Consider the following 20,439-nt stretch of genomic DNA (forward strand, 5'->3'; position numbering starts at 1 on the left):
CCCATAAAGTTCTCTTCCTCTAAAACTTCTGGAAAAAAGCGAATAATTTCTTGACAACATTTTTTATAAGAAACAAGTTCATCTGTCATTTCAAGAAGGAGTAATCCTTTATCTACTAATGGACGGAACGGAATTCAACCGCCTGTCCGATATGTTTTCTAAGGAACATATCTACTATGCACATCCCTATACCTCTTGGGAAAGGGGAACTAATGAGAATCACAACAGGCTTATTCGTAGATGGTTACCTAAGCCTAAGGGAACTAAGAAAACGACTCCCAAAGAAATCGCATTCATCGAAAAATGGATTAACAACTATCCTAAAAAATGCTTGAACTACAAGTCGCCTAGAGAAGACTTCTGGATGGCTAACTTGAACTCGAAATTTAGCAATAATTCATTCACCATCTAACTATATTTAGTAATTATTTCAGAACTGATTCATATTAAAATTAACTAACGATTCAAAGGATTCATACTAGACATAAATTACATCCATCAGATAGAGACCCTTATTATTTTTAGATTTTAGCTTTTCTAGCTTCAGAATACATCTAAACTTTAGGGAATATGACTATTCGAAAGCTCGAATGCATCAAAATTATCTCAGATAAGCTATTCGAAACTTAGAATGCTTTTAAATTTATGTAATTGCGATTATTCTAAACCTAGAATACATGTAAACTTTAGGGAACGGACCTATTCTAAGTCTCGAAGGACTATTCACTATCCATTCCTCATCAAAAACACTCATTCCCCCTTTCTCCTCCAAAATATGGTATAGTAGAAATATACTATCTATGAGGAGTTTACATGTCACAGGATAAACAAATGAAAGCTGTTTCTCCCCTTCTGCAGCAAGTTATCAATATCTCATCGATTGTCGGTGGGGTTGGGAGTTTGATTTTCTGTATTTGGGCTTATCAGGCTGGGATTTTACAGTCTAAGGAAACCCTCTCTGCCTTTATCCAGCAGGCAGGCATCTGGGGGCCACCCCTCTTTATCTTTTTACAGATTTTACAAACGGTCGTCCCTATCATTCCTGGGGCCTTGACCTCGGTAGCTGGGGTCTTTATCTACGGTCACATCATCGGGACAATCTACAACTATATCGGTATCGTGATTGGCTGTGCCATTATCTTTTATCTGGTGCGCCTCTATGGGGCTGCCTTTGTCCAGTCTGTCGTCAGCAAGCGCACCTATGACAAGTACATCGGCTGGTTGGACAAGGGCAATCGTTTTGACCGTTTCTTTATCTTTATGATGATTTGGCCCATTAGTCCAGCTGACTTTCTCTGTATGCTGGCTGCCCTGACCAAGATGAGTTTCAAGCGCTATATGACCATCATCATTCTGACCAAACCCTTTACTCTCGTGGTTTATACCTACGGTCTGACCTATATTATTGACTTTTTCTGGCAAATGCTTTGACACGTAAAAAATCCGTTTGGTTTCCCAAGTGGATTTTTAAAGCGTAGATTAACTATAGCTTAATACTAAATATACTTTGGTATGGAAATCATGCATATTTTTCGATAGTAAGGCGAGGACTTACCTAGCCTTTCCGCCGTGATAGAAACACCTGAAATCTAATGGTTTCAGGTATTCGGAAACTTTGAGACATTAGGCTCAAAGTTTAGGTATGGAATTTCGAAGAAAGTCGCTACCGTCCGTAATCACTTAAGGAAAGGCTCAAAAATATTATTTGCAACCACAAAATCCGTTTGGTTTCCCAAGCGGATTTTGTGCTTTATTTTGAAACTTCTTTTGCAAGGACAAAGTTTCCAAGAGTAGCAGAACCATTTCCTGCGACTGCTGGCGTCACGATGTAATCACGCACATCAGGTACTGGTAGGTAGCCATTGAGAAGAGATGTAAATTTCTCACGGACACGGTCCAGCATGTGTTGTTGAGCCATGACCCCTCCACCAAAGACAATCACGTCTGGGCGGAAAGTCACTGTCGCATTAACCGCAGCTTGAGCGATATAGTAGGCTTGAACATCCCAAACAGGGTTGTTGAGTTCAATGTTTTCCCCACGAACACCTGTACGAGCTTCCAAACTTGGACCAGCTGCATAGCCTTCCAGACATCCCTTATGGAAAGGACAAACACCCTTAAACTCTTTTTCAATATCCATTGGGTGTCTAGCAACATAATAATGACCCATTTCAGGGTGACCCACACCACCGATAAACTCACCACGTTGGATAACACCTGCACCGATACCTGTACCGATTGTGTAGTAAACCAAGTTTTCGATACGACCACCCGCATTGTTACGGGCAACCACTTCACCATAGGCAGAGCTGTTTACGTCGGTTGTGAAGTACATTGGCACGTTGAGGGCGCGACGAAGGGCACCAAGCAAGTCCACATTTGCCCAGTTTGGTTTTGGAGTCGTCGTGATAAAGCCATAAGTTTTTGAGTTTTTATCAATATCAATCGGACCAAATGAACCAACTGCAAGACCAGCAAGGTTGTCGAATTTTGAGAAGAACTCAATGGTTTTATCGATTGTTTCGATTGGAGTTGTTGTTGGAAATTGTGTTTTTTCTACAACGTTAAAGTTTTCATCACCGACAGCACAGACAAACTTTGTACCGCCCGCTTCCAAGCTTCCATATAATTTTGTCATGATAAACCTCTTGTTTTTATTTTCTTTATTATAGCATATTTCGAAAGTCTAAATTTCTCTATTTTTTAGATTTTCCTCTGTAAATCTTACCATTCAAGCAAAAACGAACAAACATGTCATTTGTTCGTTTTCACATTAGAGAGGATTGATTAGATTTTCACTTCGATCACAGCATCCCCCTTCGCAACTGAACCTGTTGCGACTGGAGCTACTGAAGCGTAGTCAGCTGTGTTTGTAACGATAACCATTGTTGTATCATCAAGACCAACTGCAGCGATTTTGTTTAAGTCAAATGTTCCAAGAACATCGCCAGCTTTCACCTTGTCACCTTGAGCAACTTTTGCTTCAAAACCTTCACCGTTCATTGTTACAGTGTCGATACCAACGTGGATCAAGACTTCAGCACCATCAGTTGTTTTCAAACCAAAAGCGTGTCCTGTTGGAAAGGCGATTGAAACTTCAGCATCAGCTGGTGCATATACCACACCTTGACTTGGCTTCACAGCGATACCTTGTCCCATAGCTCCACTTGAGAAGACTGGGTCATTAACATCAGCAAGAGCTACAACATCACCGACGATAGGAGTTACAAGTGTTTCATTTTGAAGAGCTGCTGGAATATTACCAGTTGTTTCTTCTTGGACCAAACGTTCTGTCGTCGCTTCAGTAGTAACTTCTTCTTCGTCCTCGTAACCAAACATGTAAGTAAGAGCAAAACCAAGGGCAAATGATACAGCTACCATGAGAAGGTATTGGGCAAGTTGTCCGTTACCAACATAAAGCATTGTACCAGGGATGATGGTGATACCATTACCAGTACCAGCAAGTCCAAGGATAGAAGCCAATCCACCACCGATTGCACCAGCAATCAATGAAAGGAAGAATGGTTTACGGAAGCGCAAGTTAACCCCGAAGATAGCAGGCTCTGTAATACCTAGGAAGGCAGAAAGAGCAGCTGGGAAAGCAAGTGTTTTTAGTTTTGGATTTTTAGTTTTAACACCAACCGCAACAGTCGCAGCACCTTGAGCTGTCATAGCAGCTGTGATGATAGCGTTGAATGGGTTAGCATGGTCAGCAGCAAGCAATTGAACTTCAAGCAAGTTGAAGATGTGGTGCACACCTGACACGACGATCAATTGGTGAACCCCACCAATCAAGAAACCACCAAGACCAAATGGCATGCTGAGGATCGCTTTTGTAGCGATAAGGATGTAGTTTTCAACTACGTGGAAGACTGGTCCGATGACAAAGAGTCCAAGGATAGACATGACCAAAAGTGTCACGAATGGCGTTACCAAAAGGTCAATGACATCTGGAACAACCTTGCGGACAGCTTTTTCAAATTTAGCTCCGACAACCCCGATGATGAAGGCTGGAAGAACAGAACCTTGCAAACCAACAACAGGGATGAAACCAAAGAAGTTCATAGCTGTTACTTCACCACCTGAAGCGACTGCCCAAGCGTTTGGAAGTGAGCCAGAAACAAGCATCATACCAAGAACGATACCAACGGCAGGATTTCCACCAAATACACGGAAGGTTGACCACACAACCAAACCTGGCAAGATGATGAAGGCCGTATCTGTCAAGATTTGTGTGTAAGTTGCAAAGTCACCTGGAAGTGGCATTTCAAGAGCGTTGAAAAGACCACGCACACCCATGAAGAGACCTGTCGCTACAATAACTGGGATGATTGGAACGAAAACGTCACCGAAAGTACGGATAGCACGTTGGAACCAGTTCCCTTGTTTAGCAGCTTCTGCTTTCATGTCAGCTTTAGATGATGTTGGCAAGCCAAGCGCAACAACTTCATCGTACATTTTGTTAACTGTACCTGTACCAAAGATGATTTGGTATTGACCTGAGTTAAAGAAAGCACCTTGAACTTTTTCCAAGTTCTCAATCACTTCTTTATTGATTTTTCCTTCATCTTTGACCATGACACGAAGACGAGTCGCACAGTGAGCTACACTGTTGACATTTTCACGTCCGCCCAAGGCATCGATGACTTTTTTTGCAATTTCCTGATTGTTCATTTGCAAAAATCTCCTTATATAAAATTTTGTTATTGTTTGAAAGCGATTTTATTCGCCCTACGACTATTATTTTATCATGTTTTAGAAATATGTCAAGCGTTTTGCAGAAAAAATATTCTATCCACTTAGTGGGCACGCCATAGATTGATTGTTTTTGACTGTTTTAGCAGGCATTTCTTAAAAAAATAAGTTTGGAATCTTGTTTAAAAGGATTTTGCTTCACTTTCTTTCATTTTTTTGTAGATAGATGTTTGATTTTCTGGTTTTAATTTGTGATAAACGCTTGACAGCTTTTCCTCTTTTTTAACATAAAAGGCTTGCATTTTTTATCGAAAACGGTTACTATTAAAAGTGATAAGATTTTTGGAGGAATGAATGAATGGAATGGACAACTGAGCGTCGTTACAGACTTTATCAAGATTGGACGCAAGAAGAAATTCAACATATAAAAGAAAATATAGCACAATCTCCATGGCATACTCATTACCATGTTGAGCCAAAAACAGGACTTCTCAACGATCCAAATGGCTTTTCCTACTTTGATGGCAAGTGGATTGTTTTTTATCAGAACTTTCCATTTGGTGCAGCCCATGGTTTAAAATCTTGGGTGCAATTGGAAAGTGAGGACTTGGTTCACTTCACAGAAACTGGTGTCAAAGTTTTACCTGATACTCCATTAGATAGCCACGGTGCCTACTCTGGTTCTGCCATGCAATTTGGTGATCAGTTATTCCTATTTTATACAGGAAATGTCCGCGATGAAAACTGGATCCGTCACCCTTACCAGATTGGAGCTTTGATGGATAAGGATGGTAAGATTACCAAGATTGACAAGACCTTGATCGACCAGCCAGCAGACTCAACTGACCACTTCCGTGATCCGCAAATTTTTAACTTTAAGGGGCAATATTATGCTATCGTTGGTGGACAGGACTTGGAGAAAAAAGGTTTCGTCCGTCTCTACAAGGCTGTCGATAATGACTATACAAACTGGCAAGCCGTTGGCAACCTTGACTTTGCTAACGACCGTACTGCCTACATGATGGAATGTCCAAATCTGGTCTTTGTAGGGGAACAACCTGTCCTTCTCTACTGCCCACAAGGATTGGATAAGAACGTTCTAGACTACGATAATATCTTTCCAAATATGTATAAGATTGGGGCTTCCTTTGACCCTGAAAATGCCAAAATGGTAGATGTGTCTCAACTTCAAAACATGGACTATGGTTTCGAAGCCTATGCAACTCAAGCCTTCAACGCTCCTGATGGACGTGCTCTAGCTGTTAGCTGGCTTGGCTTGCCTGATGTTTCATATCCATCTGACCGTTTTGACCACCAAGGAACCTTCTCTTTGGTCAAGGAACTCACTATCAAAGACGGCAAACTCTACCAATACCCAGTCGCAGCTATCAAGGACCTTTGTGCTTCTGAAGAACCTTTCTCAAACCGTGCCCAAACCAAGAACACTTACGAACTTGAACTCAACTTGGAAGCCAATAGCCAGAGCGAGATTGTCTTACTTGCTGATAAAGAAGGCAAGGGACTTTCAATCAACTTTGACCTTGTAAATGGTCAAGTGACAGTGGATCGTAGCCATGCTGGAGAACAGTATGCCCAAGAATTTGGAACTACACGTTCTTGCCCAATCGAGAATCAGGCTACTACTGCTACGATTTTCATCGATAACTCTGTCTTTGAAATTTTCATCAATAAAGGAGAAAAAGTATTTTCTGGTCGTGTCTTCCCACATGAGGACCAAAATGGTATCCTGATTAAATCTGGAAACCCAACTGGAACTTACTATGAATTAGATTATGGTCGCAAAACTAACTGATGTCGCCAAACTTGCAGGCGTCAGTCCTACTACCGTTTCTCGGGTTATCAATAAAAAAGGGTATCTATCTGAAAAAACCATTCAAAAGGTTAATGAAGCCATGCGAGAATTGGGCTATAAACCCAACAACCTAGCTCGCAGTCTACAAGGAAAATCAGCTAAGTTAATCGGCTTGATTTTCCCAAATATTTCTAACATTTTCTACGCAGAATTGATTGATAAGCTGGAACACCAACTCTTCAAAAATGGTTACAAGACCATCATCTGCAACAGTGAGCATGACTCTGAAAAGGAACGCGAGTACATCGAAATGTTGGAAGCCAATCAGGTGGACGGCATTATTTCTGGTAGTCACAACCTAGGAATTGAAGACTATAATCGTGTGACAGCACCGATTATTTCCTTTGACCGAAACCTATCGCCAGACATCCCTGTCGTCTCCTCTGACAACTATGCTGGTGGAGTTCTTGCTGCCCAGACCTTGGTTAAGACAGGTGCCCAATCTATCATCATGATTACAGGGAATGACAATTCCAATTCACCAACTGGACTACGCCACGCTGGTTTTGCATCTGTACTCCCCCAAGCTCCTATTATCAATGTTTCCAGTGACTTTTCTCCCGTCAGAAAAGAAATGGAAATCAAGAATATCTTAACTCGACAAGAGCCAGATGCCATCTTTGCTTCAGATGATTTGACAGCTATTCTGGTCATTAAAATCGCTCAAGAATTGGGCATTTCTGTCCCAGAAGAGCTCAAGGTCATCGGCTATGATGGGACCTACTTTATCGAAAATTACTACCCTCAACTGGCTACTATCAAGCAACCCTTGGAAGAAATTGCCTGCCTCACTGTTGACCTCCTCTTGCAGAAGATCGAAGGCAAGGAAGTCGCCACAACTGGTTACTTCTTACCAGTTACACTATTACCAGGAAAAAGTATTTAATACTCTTCGAAAATCTCTTCAAACCACGTCAGCTTCCATCTGCAACCTCAAAACAGTGTTTTGAGCAACCTGCGGCTAGCTTCCTAATTTGCTCTTTGATTTTCATTGAGTATAAGCACAAGAAAACTCAGACCAATTCGTCTGAGTTTTTTTATGATCTTAAGTTTTCTAGATAACGTTGGGCAGTCTCTAAGTTAAAGGTTTTATCTGCGATAAGCTGCTCGACCAGGGGAGCAACTTCAGACTCACTAGCACCAGCTAGGAGAGCTAAGGATTTAGCCTGCAATTTCATGTGGCCTTGCTGAATCCCTGTACTGACCAAGGCTTTCAGGGCCGCAAAGTTTTGAGCAAGTCCGATAGACACGATAAGCTGTGCTAATTCCTTGGCAGAAGGATTTCCCAGTAGCTCATGACTGAGGGCTACACGAGGGTTAAGGCCGATAGAACCACCCTTGGTCGCTACAGGCATGGGCAGGGTCATCTCACCGACCAATTCTTCTCTTTCAAGATCCAGCGTCCATCGGCTAAGACCTTGATAGCGTCCGTCTCGACTGGCAAAAGCATGAGCCCCTGCCTCAATGGCACGCCAGTCATTACCAGTGGCAATTAAAATGGCATCAATACCATTAAAAATCCCTTTATTGTGCGTAGCAGCTCGGTAAGAATCAGCCTGCGCAAACTGACTAGCCAAGGCCATTTTCTCCGCAATGTCTCGTCCTTGATCCTTTTGGCGACTCAAGTAACGAAAAGCGATGCGACAGCTTGCAGTCACCAGAGAATCGGTCGCGTAGTTGGACAGAATACCCATAAGACTCTGACCCTGACTGAGTTCTTCTAAGACTGGTTTCAAGGCTTCCAGCATGGTGTTGAGCATATTGGCACCCATGGCTTCCTGGGTATCCACATGAAGATAAACGACTAGAAAGTCTGTTTCGCCTTTGATCTGCTCTACATGCAAATCACGCGCCCCACCTCCTCGTTTAACGATAGAAGGATAGGCTTGATTGGCAAGCTCCAAGAGTTCTGCTTTCTTGCTGGCAATCTTCTCTTGGGCTTGTTCAGGTTCAACAACTTGATAAAGGGCTACCTGTCCAATCATCTGACGCTCATGCACTTGAGCAGTAAAGCCACCTGCTCGCTTGATGATTTTGCTGGCATAGCTGGCTGCAGCAACCACGGACGGTTCTTCTGTCACATAGGGAACTGTGTATTCCTGACCGTTAACGAGAACCTCTGGGACCAGCGAATAAGGCAGAGAAAAAGTTCCCACCACATTCTCACTCAGCTGGTCTGCCACAGTCACACTCATCTGTTCATCCTGCTCCAGACTGGTTTGTTTTTCAGTACTAAGGAGCGCCTGAGCTTTTAACAGCTCGAGGCGCTCTTGGTATGATTTTTTAGAAAATCCATTCCAACTTATCTTCATTATTTTTCAACCTTGCTATAACGGCGTTGGTGGTCAACAATCTCCACCAAGGCATAGTTTTGATTTTCAAAACCAGTAAACTTGGCTGAACCAGATTCATCCAAGTCTACTTCCTCAAAGAAGACTTTTTCATAGTCTGCAACAGACAGGGCAGTCCGTTGGTTGAGCTTGTTCAAACGGTCTTTATCCAGATAAGCTTCATATCCTTCAACCAATTCACCACTGAAGAACTCAGCCACAGCCCCGCTTCCATAACTATAAAGGGCGATTTTATCCCCAGCTTTCAAGCTATCTGTATTTTCCAAGAGAGACAAAAGTCCAAGGAAAAGCGAACCTGTGTAGATATTCCCCACCTTTTGACTGTAGAGAATAGACTGATCAAAATGCTTTTGCAAGAGGTCTTTTTTCTCCTGAGGCAAGTTCTTATCCATGATTTTTTTCAAGCCTTTTAGCGCTAATTTAGGATAAGGCAAGTGGAAGCAAACCGCCGCAAAATCATCCAAAGTAAGCTGGTAGCGTTTTTGGTATTCAAGCCAAGTCGTTTTCAAACTATCCAAGTATTGCTGGGTAGAATAAACACCATTTACATAAGGGGTTGTTGAGTAATTTGGTCGCCAAAAATCCATGATGTCACGGGTCTGAGCTACATTGTCATTATTAAAGGCCATCATGCGTGGATTTTGTGTAATCAACATGGCCACACTGCCAGCACCTTGAGTTGGTTCTCCTGGAGTTTCAATACCATATTTGGCAATATCACTGGCGATGACCAATACCTTGGACTCTGGAGAATTTTCCACATGCAATTTGGCATAATGAAGGGCCGCTGTCGCTCCATAGCAAGCTTCTTTAATCTCGAAACTACGAGCAAAGGGCTGGATGCCCAGCAAGCCATGCACAAAGACGGCCGCAGCCTTACTCTGGTCAATTCCTGACTCAGTAGCCACAATGACCATGTCAATTTCTGCTCTTTCTTGCTCAGTTAAAATAGAGTCACTTGCGCTGGCCGCCAAGGTCACAATGTCCTCAGTTAGGGGCGCAATACTCAATTTCTCGAGTAAGAGTCCTTTACTTAATTTTTCAGGGTCAATTCCCCTCGCTTCTGCTAAGTCTTGTAACTTCAAGACATATTGACTGGTCGCAAAACCAATCTTATCAATACCGATTGTCATATTTACCTCTGTTTTATCATTCATGTAAAAAATCGTTCAGTACTATTTTATCACAAATGGTAGTAAAAGAGAGAAAAAAGACTTGATTCACCAAATCAAGCCTCTTATTGGTCATAATTTTAAAAAATGATCAGTTGCTAGAGAGTTCACCAACATAAGTAGCTTTATAAGCCCCATTCTCAGTTATCAGTTCCTGGAGGATTAAATTTCCTGAGTAAGTTCTTCCCATCTCATCTACAAATTCTTGATAAAACTGACTGGTCGGAATTTCTCTGACATCCTTATCAAATGTCTTGTCAAGTGTTTTACTAACCTTTTCGGCAATCAACTGATTCTCTTGCCATCCACTTTGAAACTCTGAGCCTGAACTAGAAACCATGACTGGGATAACCAACAAGGTCAGTAGACTTACAGACAATAAGGAAAATAGTGATTTTTTCATGATTTTTCCTCCTTTCTATATAGAGAATAGCACATATAGAAAGCCTTGTCACTATATTTATCTTATTTTTCAGAAAATTCTTTTATTTCTGCATATTCTACGATACTCGATGTGTTTTTATATAATGATAAAGTCTGAGAATCACTGTTCCGCTAGCCATTCCAATAGAGATTACCAAAGCCAGCATGACAACCAAGGTCGCACTTGCCAGCGCTTTATTATAGTCCCCTGTCACAAAAAAGGCAGTTGTTCGGTAGGAGAGATAACCTGGAACCAGCGGTGCCAAGATGGCCAAGATAAAGACCACAGCAGGAGTCTTATAAAGAATACTCAAAATCTGGCTGACACAAGAACCGATAATGGCCGCAATGAAGGTGGCTACAATGACATTGGTCGGTTCCTTGAGCAAGAGATAGATTAGCCAGACAGCCATGCCCAAAATCCCTCCAGGTAAGAGCATAGAGCGTTGCACATTGAGTACGATTAGAAAAGTGATAATGGCAAGAAGACTTGCTACTGCTTGTAATAAAAAGGTTGTTAGTGTCATATTAGTTCATCAATACCAAGGCAACAGAAGTTCCCGCCCCTAAAGCAAGGGTAATGAGTAGAGATTCAAACATCTTGCTCATACCAGAGTTTATGTGGTTGGTCATAATATCACGGACCGCATTGGTCAAGGCAATTCCTGGTACAAACGGCATGACCGCACCAGCTATAATCAAATCTGCTGTTGAAGGAAAGCCTGTGTAGCGAGCCCAAAACTGGGCAATCATCCCAAAGACGAAGGCCCCAGCAAAGGCTGTTACAAAAGGAATTCGGATAAACTTCTCCACATAAAGGGAAAAGGCAAAACCAAATAAGGTAGCCACTCCTGCCCCAAGTGCGTCGTAGATATTTCCACTAAACATAACCGAAAAGAAAGGAGCACTTAAGGTCGCAGCCAAAGTTACCTGCAACTTAGTATAAGGAAGGGGCTGGGCTTGCAAGGCCTTCAATTGCTTGAAGGCTGTCTCTAAATCAATCAGCCCCCCTACCAACTGACGAGAAATCTGATTCACATCGCAGACTTTTTCGATGTTATAAGAAGAGGAAGTCACGCGCTTCATACGCGAAATATTTGTGTTTTCAATGGAGAAAAAGATGGCTGCAGGCATGGCAAGGACATTGCAATCCACAATCCCCTGCGAATGCGCGATCCGAATCATGGTATCTTCTACACGATGGATTTCTGAGCCACTTTTAAGGAGAATAGTCCCCGCTAACATAATCACATCAATAACGGCATTTAATTCTTTTGATTCTTCCATGCTTTCCTCCTTTTATCAACTCCTTCTATTCTATCACAAATCTGGAGTCAAAAAAAATCTTTGCCATGAAATCATGACAAAGATTGATTACTCATTTTGATTATCCATCTGATTTTAAGGAGTAGCTGAACTTGTTTTAGGTTTGTAGATTGAAATCTTGACTCTAGTCTTATTGAGGTCTACCTTTTCACCTGCTCTAGGACTTTGTTCAACGACTGTACCTTCAGCAGTTCCAGCGGGAGCTGTCGACACTTCTACAACTTCTATATTGGCTTCCTTAATCCCAACAATTTGAATCAAATTATTCTTAGTAAACTCCAAGCTGGAACCAATGTAGCTCGGCATGGCAACACTTGTAACTTTTTTAGCTACTGTCAAGACGATTTGAGTAGGTTTACTCAAATCATAAGGGATACCTGCACCTGGACTTTGTTTCATAATCGTTCCTGGTTCGCTTTCGCTGGACTCTTCTTCCTCTATCTTAATCAAATTCTCAGGAACCTTCTTCTGCTTGAGTTCCGAGATGACTTCTGTAGAGTTCCGTCCAATATAGTTCCCTAATTGAATCGTCGTAGCTTTTTTAGCTACTGTCAAGACGATTTGAGTTGCCTTGCTCAAGTCATAGGTCGTACCTTCTGGTAAACTTTGCTTCATGACCGTTCCAGCCTCACTCTCATTCGACTCTTCTTCCTCAATCTTGATGAGATTTTCAGGAACCTTCTTCTGCTTGAGTTCTGCTATAACATCTGTCGATTTACGGCCGATATAGTTACTCAATTGGAAAGATTGCTTGCCTGATGAGACAACCAAATTGATTTTCGATCCTTCTTTTCGAGTCTTTCCAGCTTCAGGATCTGTACGGATAATCCGCCCTTCTTCCACCTTTTCACTAGCCTCTGATTTCTCCTCGCCAATCTCAAAATTGGCTTTCTTGAGCGTTTCCTTGGCTTCCGCAACTGTCTGGCCTGCCACATCTGGAATGGCAATGGTTGCAGGAGTTCTGGATAGTATCCAAATCAGAGAGGCTGCCACCAATACAATGCTGGCCAACAAAATCATATAACGAACTCTAAATTTCCGTTTCTTAACAGGCTTGCTTGCGTAATTGTCTTCTGAAACCTGCTGACTCGGCTTCGCAGTCTGTGGCTTCGGACTTTGTGTTTGCACCTTAGGAATCGAAGTCAAGGTACTCTGGGATACCTTTGGTAGTGTCTTGGTGTCCGCCTTAGTAGTATCATTAAATACCAGTTTAGGTTCATTACGACGATTGTAAGACAAGCTACTAGACAAGTCCACATACATCTCTGCAACTGACTGATAACGATCTGTCAATTTCTTGGCAGTTGCCTTGATAACAACATTCTCCAAAGCCTGAGGCACAGATGGATTTTCAGCTATAACTGACGGCAGTGGTTTCTGGAAATGCTGAAGGGCGATGGTCACCGCGCTATCCCCATCATAAGGGATATGGCCTGTCAACATCTCATAGAAAATAATCCCCATGGCATAGATATCACTCTGTACAGTTGCCTTTGAACCACGCGCCTGCTCTGGTGACAAGTAATGAACCGAACCCAGCATAGAGTTAGTCTGAGTCAGACTCGTCTCAGCAAAGGCTACTGCAATCCCAAAGTCTGTGACCTTGGCAGTCCCATCTGGTGTCAAGAGGATATTTTGAGGTTTCAAGTCCCTATGGACAATTCCTCTAGTATGGGCCAAGCGCATAGCCAAGAGAATTTGTCCCATAATACGGACTGCTTCTTCATTAGAAAGAGGATAGTGTTCCTTGATATAGCGTTTGAGGTCTAGTCCAGCAACATACTCCATTGCAAGATACTGTTGACCGTCTTCCTCACCAATATCTGTTATCCGAACGATATGAGGATGGTCTAGATCTGCCATAGCTCTCGCTTCACGCTGAAAACGAGCTACAGCTATCGGGTCCGTCTGGTAGTTGGTCCTCAGGACCTTCACTGCCACTTCTTCTCCGTCTAGAATTAAATCCTTGGCCAAGTAAACATCTGCCATGCCTCCTCGACCAATCTGTTTCACAATCCGATAGCGTCCGGCAAAAATCTTGCCGATTTGGATCATTCTGCATCCTCCTCGTTCATAGAAACAAGGGCAACCGTAATGTTGTCTAAACCTCCTGCATTGTTAGCAAAACGTACAAGCGTCGCTGTTTTATCTGCCAAAGGAATATCACTGGTTACAATATCACAAATCTCACTGCCTGAAATCATGTTAGTCAAACCATCACTATTGAGCAAGAGATAGTCTCCTGGCTCAAGGGTAATCATTCCAAAATCAGGTTGAACTTCATCTTTTTGACCGATAGATTGAGTAATAATATTTTTCTGTGGATGGCTAGCTGCTTCTTCTGGTGTCAATTGACCTGCCTTAAGCAATTCATTGACCAAAGAATGGTCGCTCGTCAACTGGTGGTACTCTTCTCCACGAATCAAACCGATACGAGAATCTCCAATATGAGCATAGATAGCCTGATTGCCAATAATAGCAACAGCTTCTAGAGTTGTTCCCATTCCTTTATAGGCATCATCTTGTCCAAGTTGATGAATCTTTTGATTTTCAATTTCTAGGTAATTGGCGAACCATTCACGCACTTCATTGACTGTATCGATCTGGGTGTCAACCCAAGCTATACCTAGGTCTGTTACCGCCATTTCACTAGCGATATTCCCTGCGCGATGACCTCCCATCCCATCAGCTAAAATAATCATGGTACGCCCAGCTCTATTGACATAGTGGTTGACATAGTCTTGGTTATTTGTTCGTTTCTGACCAACATCTGTTAATAATGAAATTTCCATGTGTCAGTTCCTTCCTAATCCGATATCTTGCGAAATTGACTGATGAAGAATCCATCACTTCCATACAATTCAGGTGTAATGAGGATACAGCCGTCTTTCATGATATCCTTACATTCATGTTCTAGTTCTACCTGCTCGAACTCAGGATGACTTTCTAAAAACGCCTCAACGACTTGAAAATTCTCCTCTGAGACAATAGTACAGGTACTATAAGTTATTATACCACCTTTGCCTAGTGTTTGACAAACACTACCTAATATTTCTAGCTGAATTTCCTGCAATGACGCGAAATCTGCCGTTTCTTTATTGTATTTGATGTCTGGTTTTCGACGCAGAAGGCCAATTCCTGAACAGGGAGCATCTACTAAAATCTTGTCAAAGGAATCCTGACCAAAAAACTCATGCACCTTTCTGGCATCTAATTTTTGCCTTTGAACCCGATCTGCAACTCCTAGACGTTGGGCATTTTCTTGGATTAAATCCAACTTGTGGTCATACAAGTCCAAAGCAGTAATCTGACCTGTCGTAAGATAAGAGGCCATATGGGCTGTTTTCCCACCCGGAGCCGCACAGGCATCTAGAACCTGCTCATTACCTTGTAAATCAAGCGTCGGAGCAACCAGCTGACTAGACTCATCTTGGATGGTAATGGCTCCATCCGCAAACAAATTATGCCCTGCAAAATGCCCTTGCTCCTTAACCAGACCAGTGGTTGCTAAAAGGGAATTATTCGCCTCCAACAAGGCTTGAATTTCCTCTTTTCGACTTAGGTCTGTTACACGAATGCTGGCCTTGTTGCGCACCAAGAGACTTTCAAAAATAGCTTGCGCTCGCTCTTCACCGTATTCTTCCTTGAGTTTGGCAACTAGCCAAACTGGGAGAGAATAGGCAATGGAATCACGCTTGTTTTTTCGTTTGATGCTAGCAATATCTGGCCAGCCTTCACGCAGAATACGACGAAGGAGGGCATTGACCAATTTTTCACTGCCTTTTTTACGGACTTTGGCCAATTCCACTGCTTCGTTGACCACAGCATGATTTGGAATCTTATCAAGATAGCGGAGTTGGTAGGCACTCATGAGGAGAAGGACGTAGAGCCAACTGTCTAACTGGTCTCTGTCCTCAATAAAGTGGGATAGGTACCATTCCAGAGTCAGTTTACGGGCTACCGTTCCATAAACAATCTCAGTTACCAAGCCCTTGTCCGTTACTGAAAGTTGGCTTCCCTTGAGATGCTTATTTAAGGCGATGTTTGAGTATGCTTGATTGATAAGGACATCCTCTAGCACTGCTAGGGCTAAACTTCTAGCCGTTTCTACTTTAGTCACCAAATCGTTCTCCTACAGTCAATGTCCGCCCAACACCGTTAAGGAAGGAAGCAATGTCCATCTTAGGCTTACCAGCTGGTTGCACTTGTTTGAGTGATAGAGCCCCTTCTGCCGTTGCGACAATCAATTCTTTCTTGCCGATAGAGAGAATCTCACCTGGATTTCCCTTACCTTCTACTGGTAGGGCTTCATAAATCTTAAAGCGGTCTCCCTTAAGGAAAGTATGGGCAACAGGCCAGGGGTTCATCCCACGGATCTGGTTAAAAAGTTGACGATTGCTTTTATTCCAGTCCAATTTTTCTTCTTCTGGCTTGATATTTGGCGAGAAAGTAACCTGACTTGGATCCTGTGGTTCAGGTTTGATTTCCCCAGCAATGTAGGCAGGCAAAGTGTCCAAAAGCAAATCACGACCAACAAGAGCTAATTTCTCAAACAAGGTGCCAACATTGTCCTCATCAGTGATAGGAATACTGCGACGGGAAATCATATCTCCTGCATCCATCTCCTTAACCATTTCCATAATGGTCACACCAGCTTCCTCATCGCCTTGAATCAAGGCGTAATGGATAGGCGCTCCACCACGATGTTTAGGAAGAAGAGAAGCGTGAACGTTGACCGCAAAGTCCATGCTATCAAGGAGTTTACTTGGGAGAAACTGGCCAAAAGCAGCAGTCACAATTCCATCTGCTCCTAGCTGCATAATCTCTTCCATCTCTGGACTTCCAGATAGTTTTTCAGGTTGGTAGATAGGAAGACCTGCTTCCTTGGCAGCCTGCTTGACTGGGGTTTCTTGGATCACTTTTTTACGTCCGACAGCACGGTCTGGCTGGGTCACAACGGCTAGAATTTCGTAACGGTCATCTGTCAAAAGCCCTTTTAAAACTGTTGCTGAAAAGTCGGGGGTCCCCATAAAGATTAATTTTGTCATATCTTCTCCTTCTTATAAAAATTGCTGTGGCTCATGGTCAATGCTGAGACGGAGCTCACTATTTTCCCGTTCTTGAGTCAAGGCCAAGACCTGGTTGAGAGTCGAACTTAGCTCATCTTCTAAACGGTATTTAATTAAAATCTGGTAATGATAGAGGTTGTGGGTACGGGCAATGGGTTTGGGCGTTGGCCCGAGGATGTTACTGGTTTCTGACAAGCCTGACCGCAAAACGTTCATGACTTCATAGGCACGTTTGACCACCTCTTCTTCCTTCTTGTGAGAAAGGGTAATGCCAATGGTGAAATAGTAAGGTGGATAGCCAAGTTGTCGTCTGATACCCATTTCATAAGCATAAAAGCCTTCGTAGTCCTGGTCTTTTGCAAATCGAATAGCGTAGTGCTGCGGATTGTAAGACTGGATCAAGACCTGCCCAGCTTTTTCAGCACGTCCTGCTCGACCTGCCACCTGAGTCAAGAGCTGGAAGGTTCTCTCAGAAGAACGGAAATCAGGCAGATTCAAGGCCGTATCCGCATTTAGAACACCGACTAGAGTTACATTGGGAAAATCCAATCCCTTGGCAATCATCTGAGTACCTAGTAAAATATCTGCTTCTCCTCGCCCAAACTGGTCAAGCAGAGCTTGGTGACTACCTTTCTTACGAGTCGTGTCCACATCCATGCGCAGAATGCGAGCCTGGGGAAAGAGTTCTGCTAGCTCGTCATAAGCCTTCTGTGTCCCTGTCCCATAGTAGCGAATACTGCGGCTCTTACAGTTAGGACAGACCTGAGGAATGTCCTTAGAAAAACCACAATAATGGCAGTTCATGGTCTTAGTATCCATGTGCAGAGTGAGAGAAATGTCACAGTTGGGACAAGTATCAACGGTTCCACACTCCCGACACATGACAAAGCTAGAATAGCCACGACGATTGAGCATAAGAACTACCTGCTCTTTTTTAGACAGACGGTCTTGAATGGCTTCTAGCAAAGGTGGCGTAAAGTTTGACGTCTCATTTTGTCCGATATAGTCCCGAAAATCAATCACTTGAACCTCAGGAATCCTAGCCAAAGGATTGGCCCGTTGGGTCAGACGTAAGTGTTGATAGACGCCTTTGCCAGCACGCGCCCGGCTTTCCAGACTAGGAGTTGCTGAACCAAGTACCAGAGCTGCTTGATTGTACTGGGCCCTCAAAATAGCTACATCCCGGGCGTGGTATCGGGGATTGCTGTCCTGCTTATAAGCCGCTTCATGCTCTTCATCAATAATCATGACACCCAGATTTTTCAGCGGAGCAAAGATGGCCGATCTGGCACCAACCACAACTTGGGCATCGCCGCGTTCCACCTTGCGCCATTCATCATACTTTTCACCATTGGACAAGCCTGAGTGAAGAATGGCCACCTTGTCCCCAAAACGAGCAATAAAACGCTCCGTCATCTGTGGAGTCAAGGAAATCTCAGGCACTAGCAAAATAGCTGTCTTACCCTTGTCCAAGGCTCCTTGGATTATTTGTAAGTAAACCTCGGTCTTCCCACTTCCTGTAATCCCTTGAAGGAGGAAGGGAGGCTGATGACTGCCAATCGCACCCACAACCGCATCACGCGCCTGTCTTTGCTCTGGATTCAACTCCAAAGGCTGACTTGCCTCAATGCCTTCAAAATAAGCAGCCGAGCGTTGAACTTCCTTTTGAACTATGGTCACAGCACCTTGTTCCACAAAGAAGTTAACTTGCTCCCGCGAGTAGGACTCTAACAAACTAGCCAAGGAAGCACTCTCAGGATAAGACAGCAAATAGTCTCTCAATTCCAACTTTTTCTTGGCACGTGCAGAAATCTCTACACCTTCTAATTGAGCAAGGTCTACCTCATACCAAGACTGGGTCTTGACCTTCTTTTGATCGACCGCCTGATATTCCAAACCAAGCAGGCCTTTTCTAGTCAAACGCATCATTTCAGCTTGCTTAGCTAAATCCAGAGAAGAAAAGGCTAGCGAATCTTCTGAACCAAACAAGCGCTCTCGGTCTTCCTGACTCAGACCTACCAGAGGATAGAGAATTTTGTCATAGCTAGAGTTCAGAAATCCCGGTAACATAGCCTTGAGAATAGAGATTTTGTAGGAGAAGACAGATTTACGTAGCTCTTCAGCTAACCAGAGTTGTTCTTGCGTGAGAACAGGAGAAAAATCCAGTACCTCGGCAATATCTTTTAAATCTTGCTCAATCTCTTCTTCATCTGATTGGGATTCCAAACCAAGCACAATCCCTTGAATCAGGCGATTGCCCTTACCAAAAGGCACATGAACCCGCATCCCAACTTCCAGCATTCCCTCAAATTCCTCAGGAATCCTGTAACTATAGGGCTGGTCCGTCTGCATCAAGGGCACATCTACGATAATCTTGGCTATAGCCATCTTCTCACCTCCTCCTTGTCAGTACATTCTTGCAATAGAAAAAATAAGATTGAGTCCCCCCAACCTTAAATTTTTTCACCATCTTCTTTTTCTTTAGCGATTTGCTCTTTGATTTTCTTTTCTTCTTCTTCTTTGCGGCGTTTTTCTTCTTCGATACGGCAACGCACAGCTTCACGTTTTCCTTCTGGATCTGGGTGAATTGTAACGTTTCCTGATTCGATTTCTTCTAAAGCGCGAAGAGTTGATTTTTCAGATTTGAAACCTTGAGTTGCTGGCGCACCTGCTTCCAATTCGTGGGCACGTTTTGCTTCCAAGATTACGAGTGAATATTTTGATGGAACCTTGTCAAGCAAGGTATCAATAGAGGGTTTTAACATCATTTGCTTGTACCTATTTTCTAAATTTTATCGGGTAGTTGGAGATTTTGGTAACATCTCCTGATAGTGACCAATAACACGATCCACACGGAAGTGCTCTGCTTCGATCACACGTTTGACACGCTCAGCAGCTAGGGGCACCTGATCGTTGACAATCGCATAATCATACTCACGCATAAGCGCAATTTCTTCCTTGGCTTTTTCGATTCGTTGGGCAATCACTTCTGCGCTGTCTTTTCCACGTCCTACCAAACGATCTTGCAATTCATCCAAATCTGGTGGTGTCAGGAAGATAAAGACAGCATCTGGAACCTTTTTCTTGACCTGAAGAGCACCCTGAACTTCAATTTCAAGGAAAACATCAATTCCCTTGTCCAAGGTTTCATTGACATAGGTCAGAGGAGTTCCATAGTAGTTGCCGACGTATTCTGCGTATTCCAACATCTGTCCTTGACGAATCAGCTCTTCAAACTCTTCACGAGTACGGAAGAAATAGTCAACACCGTCCACTTCTCCAGGACGTTGTGCACGTGTCGTCATCGATACAGAGTATTGAAATTGGTTTTCAGAACTCTCAAAAATCTCTCTTCTAACCGTTCCTTTTCCAACCCCTGAAGGACCAGAAAAAACGATTAGTAAGCCTCGGTCTGCCATTGTGTCTCCTTTTAGTCAGTCTGTGAAATAACATTTCTCTAGAATAATGGCAAAAGCCAGATTATCCTTTACAGTCTTTCTATCTAGTGTAACAAAAAAGCAGTAATTTTT

The 20,439-nt window shown here is 43.1% G+C and carries 17 protein-coding genes and 1 pseudogene; 4 read left to right on the plus strand and 14 right to left on the minus strand.

Annotated elements, in window-relative coordinates; translation table 11 throughout:
* Positions 1 to 121 precede the first annotated feature (121 nt).
* Both OC530_RS06680 and OC530_RS06685 read left to right on the plus strand, forming a co-directional pair.
* A pseudogene (locus OC530_RS06680) lies at positions 122 to 412 on the plus strand (IS30 family transposase); the annotation flags it as partial.
* 401 nt (positions 413 to 813) lie between these two features.
* Complete coding sequence (locus OC530_RS06685) at positions 814 to 1,431, plus strand: TVP38/TMEM64 family protein (RefSeq protein WP_000076168.1); 618 nt, start codon at positions 814 to 816, stop codon at positions 1,429 to 1,431.
* Positions 1,432 to 1,750: 319 nt separating this feature from the next.
* Here OC530_RS06685 and scrK read toward each other — a convergent pair whose 3' ends face one another.
* Both scrK and OC530_RS06695 read right to left on the minus strand, forming a co-directional pair.
* Positions 1,751 to 2,638, minus strand: a complete 888-nt coding sequence (gene scrK / locus OC530_RS06690) for a fructokinase ScrK (RefSeq protein WP_000164310.1) — start codon at positions 2,636 to 2,638, stop codon at positions 1,751 to 1,753.
* Positions 2,639 to 2,787: 149 nt separating this feature from the next.
* Complete coding sequence (locus tag OC530_RS06695; protein ID WP_188109845.1) at positions 2,788 to 4,674, minus strand: sucrose-specific PTS transporter subunit IIBC; 1,887 nt, start codon at positions 4,672 to 4,674, stop codon at positions 2,788 to 2,790.
* A gap of 379 nt (positions 4,675 to 5,053) precedes the next feature.
* Between OC530_RS06695 and OC530_RS06700 the strand changes: the two genes are divergently transcribed.
* Together OC530_RS06700 and OC530_RS06705 are read left to right on the plus strand one after the other, a co-directional pair.
* Positions 5,054 to 6,508, plus strand: coding sequence for a glycoside hydrolase family 32 protein (locus OC530_RS06700; RefSeq protein WP_173219990.1), 1,455 nt, complete (start codon positions 5,054 to 5,056; stop codon positions 6,506 to 6,508).
* Positions 6,489 to 7,454: a LacI family DNA-binding transcriptional regulator gene (locus OC530_RS06705; protein WP_262080725.1), complete on the plus strand. Its 966-nt coding sequence runs from the start codon at positions 6,489 to 6,491 to the stop codon at positions 7,452 to 7,454. The genes OC530_RS06700 and OC530_RS06705 overlap by 20 nt, the downstream gene beginning before the upstream one ends.
* A 151-nt stretch (positions 7,455 to 7,605) precedes the next feature.
* On the opposite strand, the gene OC530_RS06710 is transcribed toward OC530_RS06705, so the two are convergent.
* The 12 genes from OC530_RS06710 to gmk form a co-directional block, all read right to left on the minus strand.
* Positions 7,606 to 8,880 carry a hydroxymethylglutaryl-CoA reductase, degradative gene (locus tag OC530_RS06710; protein ID WP_262080728.1) on the minus strand — a complete coding sequence of 425 codons (1,275 nt, stop codon included), beginning with the start codon at positions 8,878 to 8,880 and terminating at the stop codon, positions 7,606 to 7,608.
* A complete protein-coding gene (locus tag OC530_RS06715; RefSeq protein ID WP_262080730.1) occupies positions 8,880 to 10,052 on the minus strand; it encodes a hydroxymethylglutaryl-CoA synthase in 1,173 nt (390 codons plus the stop codon). Before OC530_RS06715 ends, OC530_RS06710 begins: the two co-directional genes overlap by 1 nt.
* 130 nt (positions 10,053 to 10,182) lie before the next feature.
* Positions 10,183 to 10,431 (minus strand): hypothetical protein, encoded by a 249-nt coding sequence (locus OC530_RS06720; protein WP_173282527.1) that lies wholly within the window; start codon positions 10,429 to 10,431, stop codon positions 10,183 to 10,185.
* Between the two features lie 160 nt (positions 10,432 to 10,591).
* Positions 10,592 to 11,041 carry a threonine/serine exporter family protein gene (locus OC530_RS06725; RefSeq protein WP_057487161.1) on the minus strand — a complete coding sequence of 150 codons (450 nt, stop codon included), beginning with the start codon at positions 11,039 to 11,041 and terminating at the stop codon, positions 10,592 to 10,594.
* 1 nt (position 11,042) lies between these two features.
* Entirely contained in the window at positions 11,043 to 11,801 is a 759-nt protein-coding gene (locus tag OC530_RS06730) for a threonine/serine exporter family protein (RefSeq protein ID WP_262080735.1), read from the minus strand.
* Positions 11,802 to 11,915: 114 nt separating this feature from the next.
* Complete coding sequence (gene pknB / locus OC530_RS06735) at positions 11,916 to 13,895, minus strand: Stk1 family PASTA domain-containing Ser/Thr kinase (protein ID WP_262080737.1); 1,980 nt, start codon at positions 13,893 to 13,895, stop codon at positions 11,916 to 11,918.
* On the minus strand, positions 13,892 to 14,632 hold the full coding sequence (locus OC530_RS06740; RefSeq protein WP_000406242.1) for a Stp1/IreP family PP2C-type Ser/Thr phosphatase: 741 nt from the start codon (positions 14,630 to 14,632) through the stop codon (positions 13,892 to 13,894). The genes pknB and OC530_RS06740 overlap by 4 nt, the downstream gene beginning before the upstream one ends.
* A 14-nt stretch (positions 14,633 to 14,646) precedes the next feature.
* Positions 14,647 to 15,960, minus strand: coding sequence for a 16S rRNA (cytosine(967)-C(5))-methyltransferase RsmB (gene rsmB / locus OC530_RS06745; protein WP_262080740.1), 1,314 nt, complete (start codon positions 15,958 to 15,960; stop codon positions 14,647 to 14,649).
* Positions 15,953 to 16,888 (minus strand): methionyl-tRNA formyltransferase, encoded by a 936-nt coding sequence (gene fmt, locus OC530_RS06750; RefSeq protein WP_262080742.1) that lies wholly within the window; start codon positions 16,886 to 16,888, stop codon positions 15,953 to 15,955. Before fmt ends, rsmB begins: the two co-directional genes overlap by 8 nt.
* Before the next feature lie 12 nt (positions 16,889 to 16,900).
* Positions 16,901 to 19,297, minus strand: coding sequence for a primosomal protein N' (locus OC530_RS06755; RefSeq protein WP_262080743.1), 2,397 nt, complete (start codon positions 19,295 to 19,297; stop codon positions 16,901 to 16,903).
* A 65-nt stretch (positions 19,298 to 19,362) separates the two neighbouring features.
* Entirely contained in the window at positions 19,363 to 19,677 is a 315-nt protein-coding gene (gene rpoZ, locus OC530_RS06760; protein WP_262080745.1) for a DNA-directed RNA polymerase subunit omega, read from the minus strand.
* A 24-nt stretch (positions 19,678 to 19,701) separates the two neighbouring features.
* Complete coding sequence (gmk, locus tag OC530_RS06765) at positions 19,702 to 20,328, minus strand: guanylate kinase (protein WP_262080747.1); 627 nt, start codon at positions 20,326 to 20,328, stop codon at positions 19,702 to 19,704.
* Positions 20,329 to 20,439 lie beyond the last annotated feature (111 nt).

The sequence above is a fragment of the Streptococcus sp. Marseille-Q5619 genome, from assembly GCF_946901205.1.
Lineage (GTDB): Bacteria > Bacillota > Bacilli > Lactobacillales > Streptococcaceae > Streptococcus.

Excerpts from the sequence above, each read along its gene's own strand:
- OC530_RS06705 (WP_262080725.1), top strand. The coding sequence starts at position 6,489 with ATGGTCGCAAAACTAACTGATGTCGCCAAACTTGCAGGCGTCAGTCCT.
- fmt (WP_262080742.1), bottom strand. The coding sequence starts at position 16,888 with ATGACAAAATTAATCTTTATGGGGACCCCCGACTTTTCAGCAACAGTT.
- OC530_RS06720 (WP_173282527.1), bottom strand. The coding sequence starts at position 10,431 with ATGGTTTCTAGTTCAGGCTCAGAGTTTCAAAGTGGATGGCAAGAGAAT.
- OC530_RS06730 (WP_262080735.1), bottom strand. The coding sequence starts at position 11,801 with ATGGAAGAATCAAAAGAATTAAATGCCGTTATTGATGTGATTATGTTA.
- OC530_RS06725 (WP_057487161.1), bottom strand. The coding sequence starts at position 11,041 with ATGACACTAACAACCTTTTTATTACAAGCAGTAGCAAGTCTTCTTGCC.
- pknB (WP_262080737.1), bottom strand. The coding sequence starts at position 13,895 with ATGATCCAAATCGGCAAGATTTTTGCCGGACGCTATCGGATTGTGAAA.
- OC530_RS06715 (WP_262080730.1), bottom strand. The coding sequence starts at position 10,052 with ATGACAATCGGTATTGATAAGATTGGTTTTGCGACCAGTCAATATGTC.
- OC530_RS06695 (WP_188109845.1), bottom strand. The coding sequence starts at position 4,674 with ATGAACAATCAGGAAATTGCAAAAAAAGTCATCGATGCCTTGGGCGGA.
- scrK (WP_000164310.1), bottom strand. The coding sequence starts at position 2,638 with ATGACAAAATTATATGGAAGCTTGGAAGCGGGCGGTACAAAGTTTGTC.
- OC530_RS06700 (WP_173219990.1), top strand. The coding sequence starts at position 5,054 with ATGGAATGGACAACTGAGCGTCGTTACAGACTTTATCAAGATTGGACG.
- gmk (WP_262080747.1), bottom strand. The coding sequence starts at position 20,328 with ATGGCAGACCGAGGCTTACTAATCGTTTTTTCTGGTCCTTCAGGGGTT.
- OC530_RS06755 (WP_262080743.1), bottom strand. The coding sequence starts at position 19,297 with ATGGCTATAGCCAAGATTATCGTAGATGTGCCCTTGATGCAGACGGAC.
- rpoZ (WP_262080745.1), bottom strand. The coding sequence starts at position 19,677 with ATGATGTTAAAACCCTCTATTGATACCTTGCTTGACAAGGTTCCATCA.
- OC530_RS06685 (WP_000076168.1), top strand. The coding sequence starts at position 814 with ATGTCACAGGATAAACAAATGAAAGCTGTTTCTCCCCTTCTGCAGCAA.
- OC530_RS06710 (WP_262080728.1), bottom strand. The coding sequence starts at position 8,880 with ATGAAGATAAGTTGGAATGGATTTTCTAAAAAATCATACCAAGAGCGC.
- OC530_RS06740 (WP_000406242.1), bottom strand. The coding sequence starts at position 14,632 with ATGGAAATTTCATTATTAACAGATGTTGGTCAGAAACGAACAAATAAC.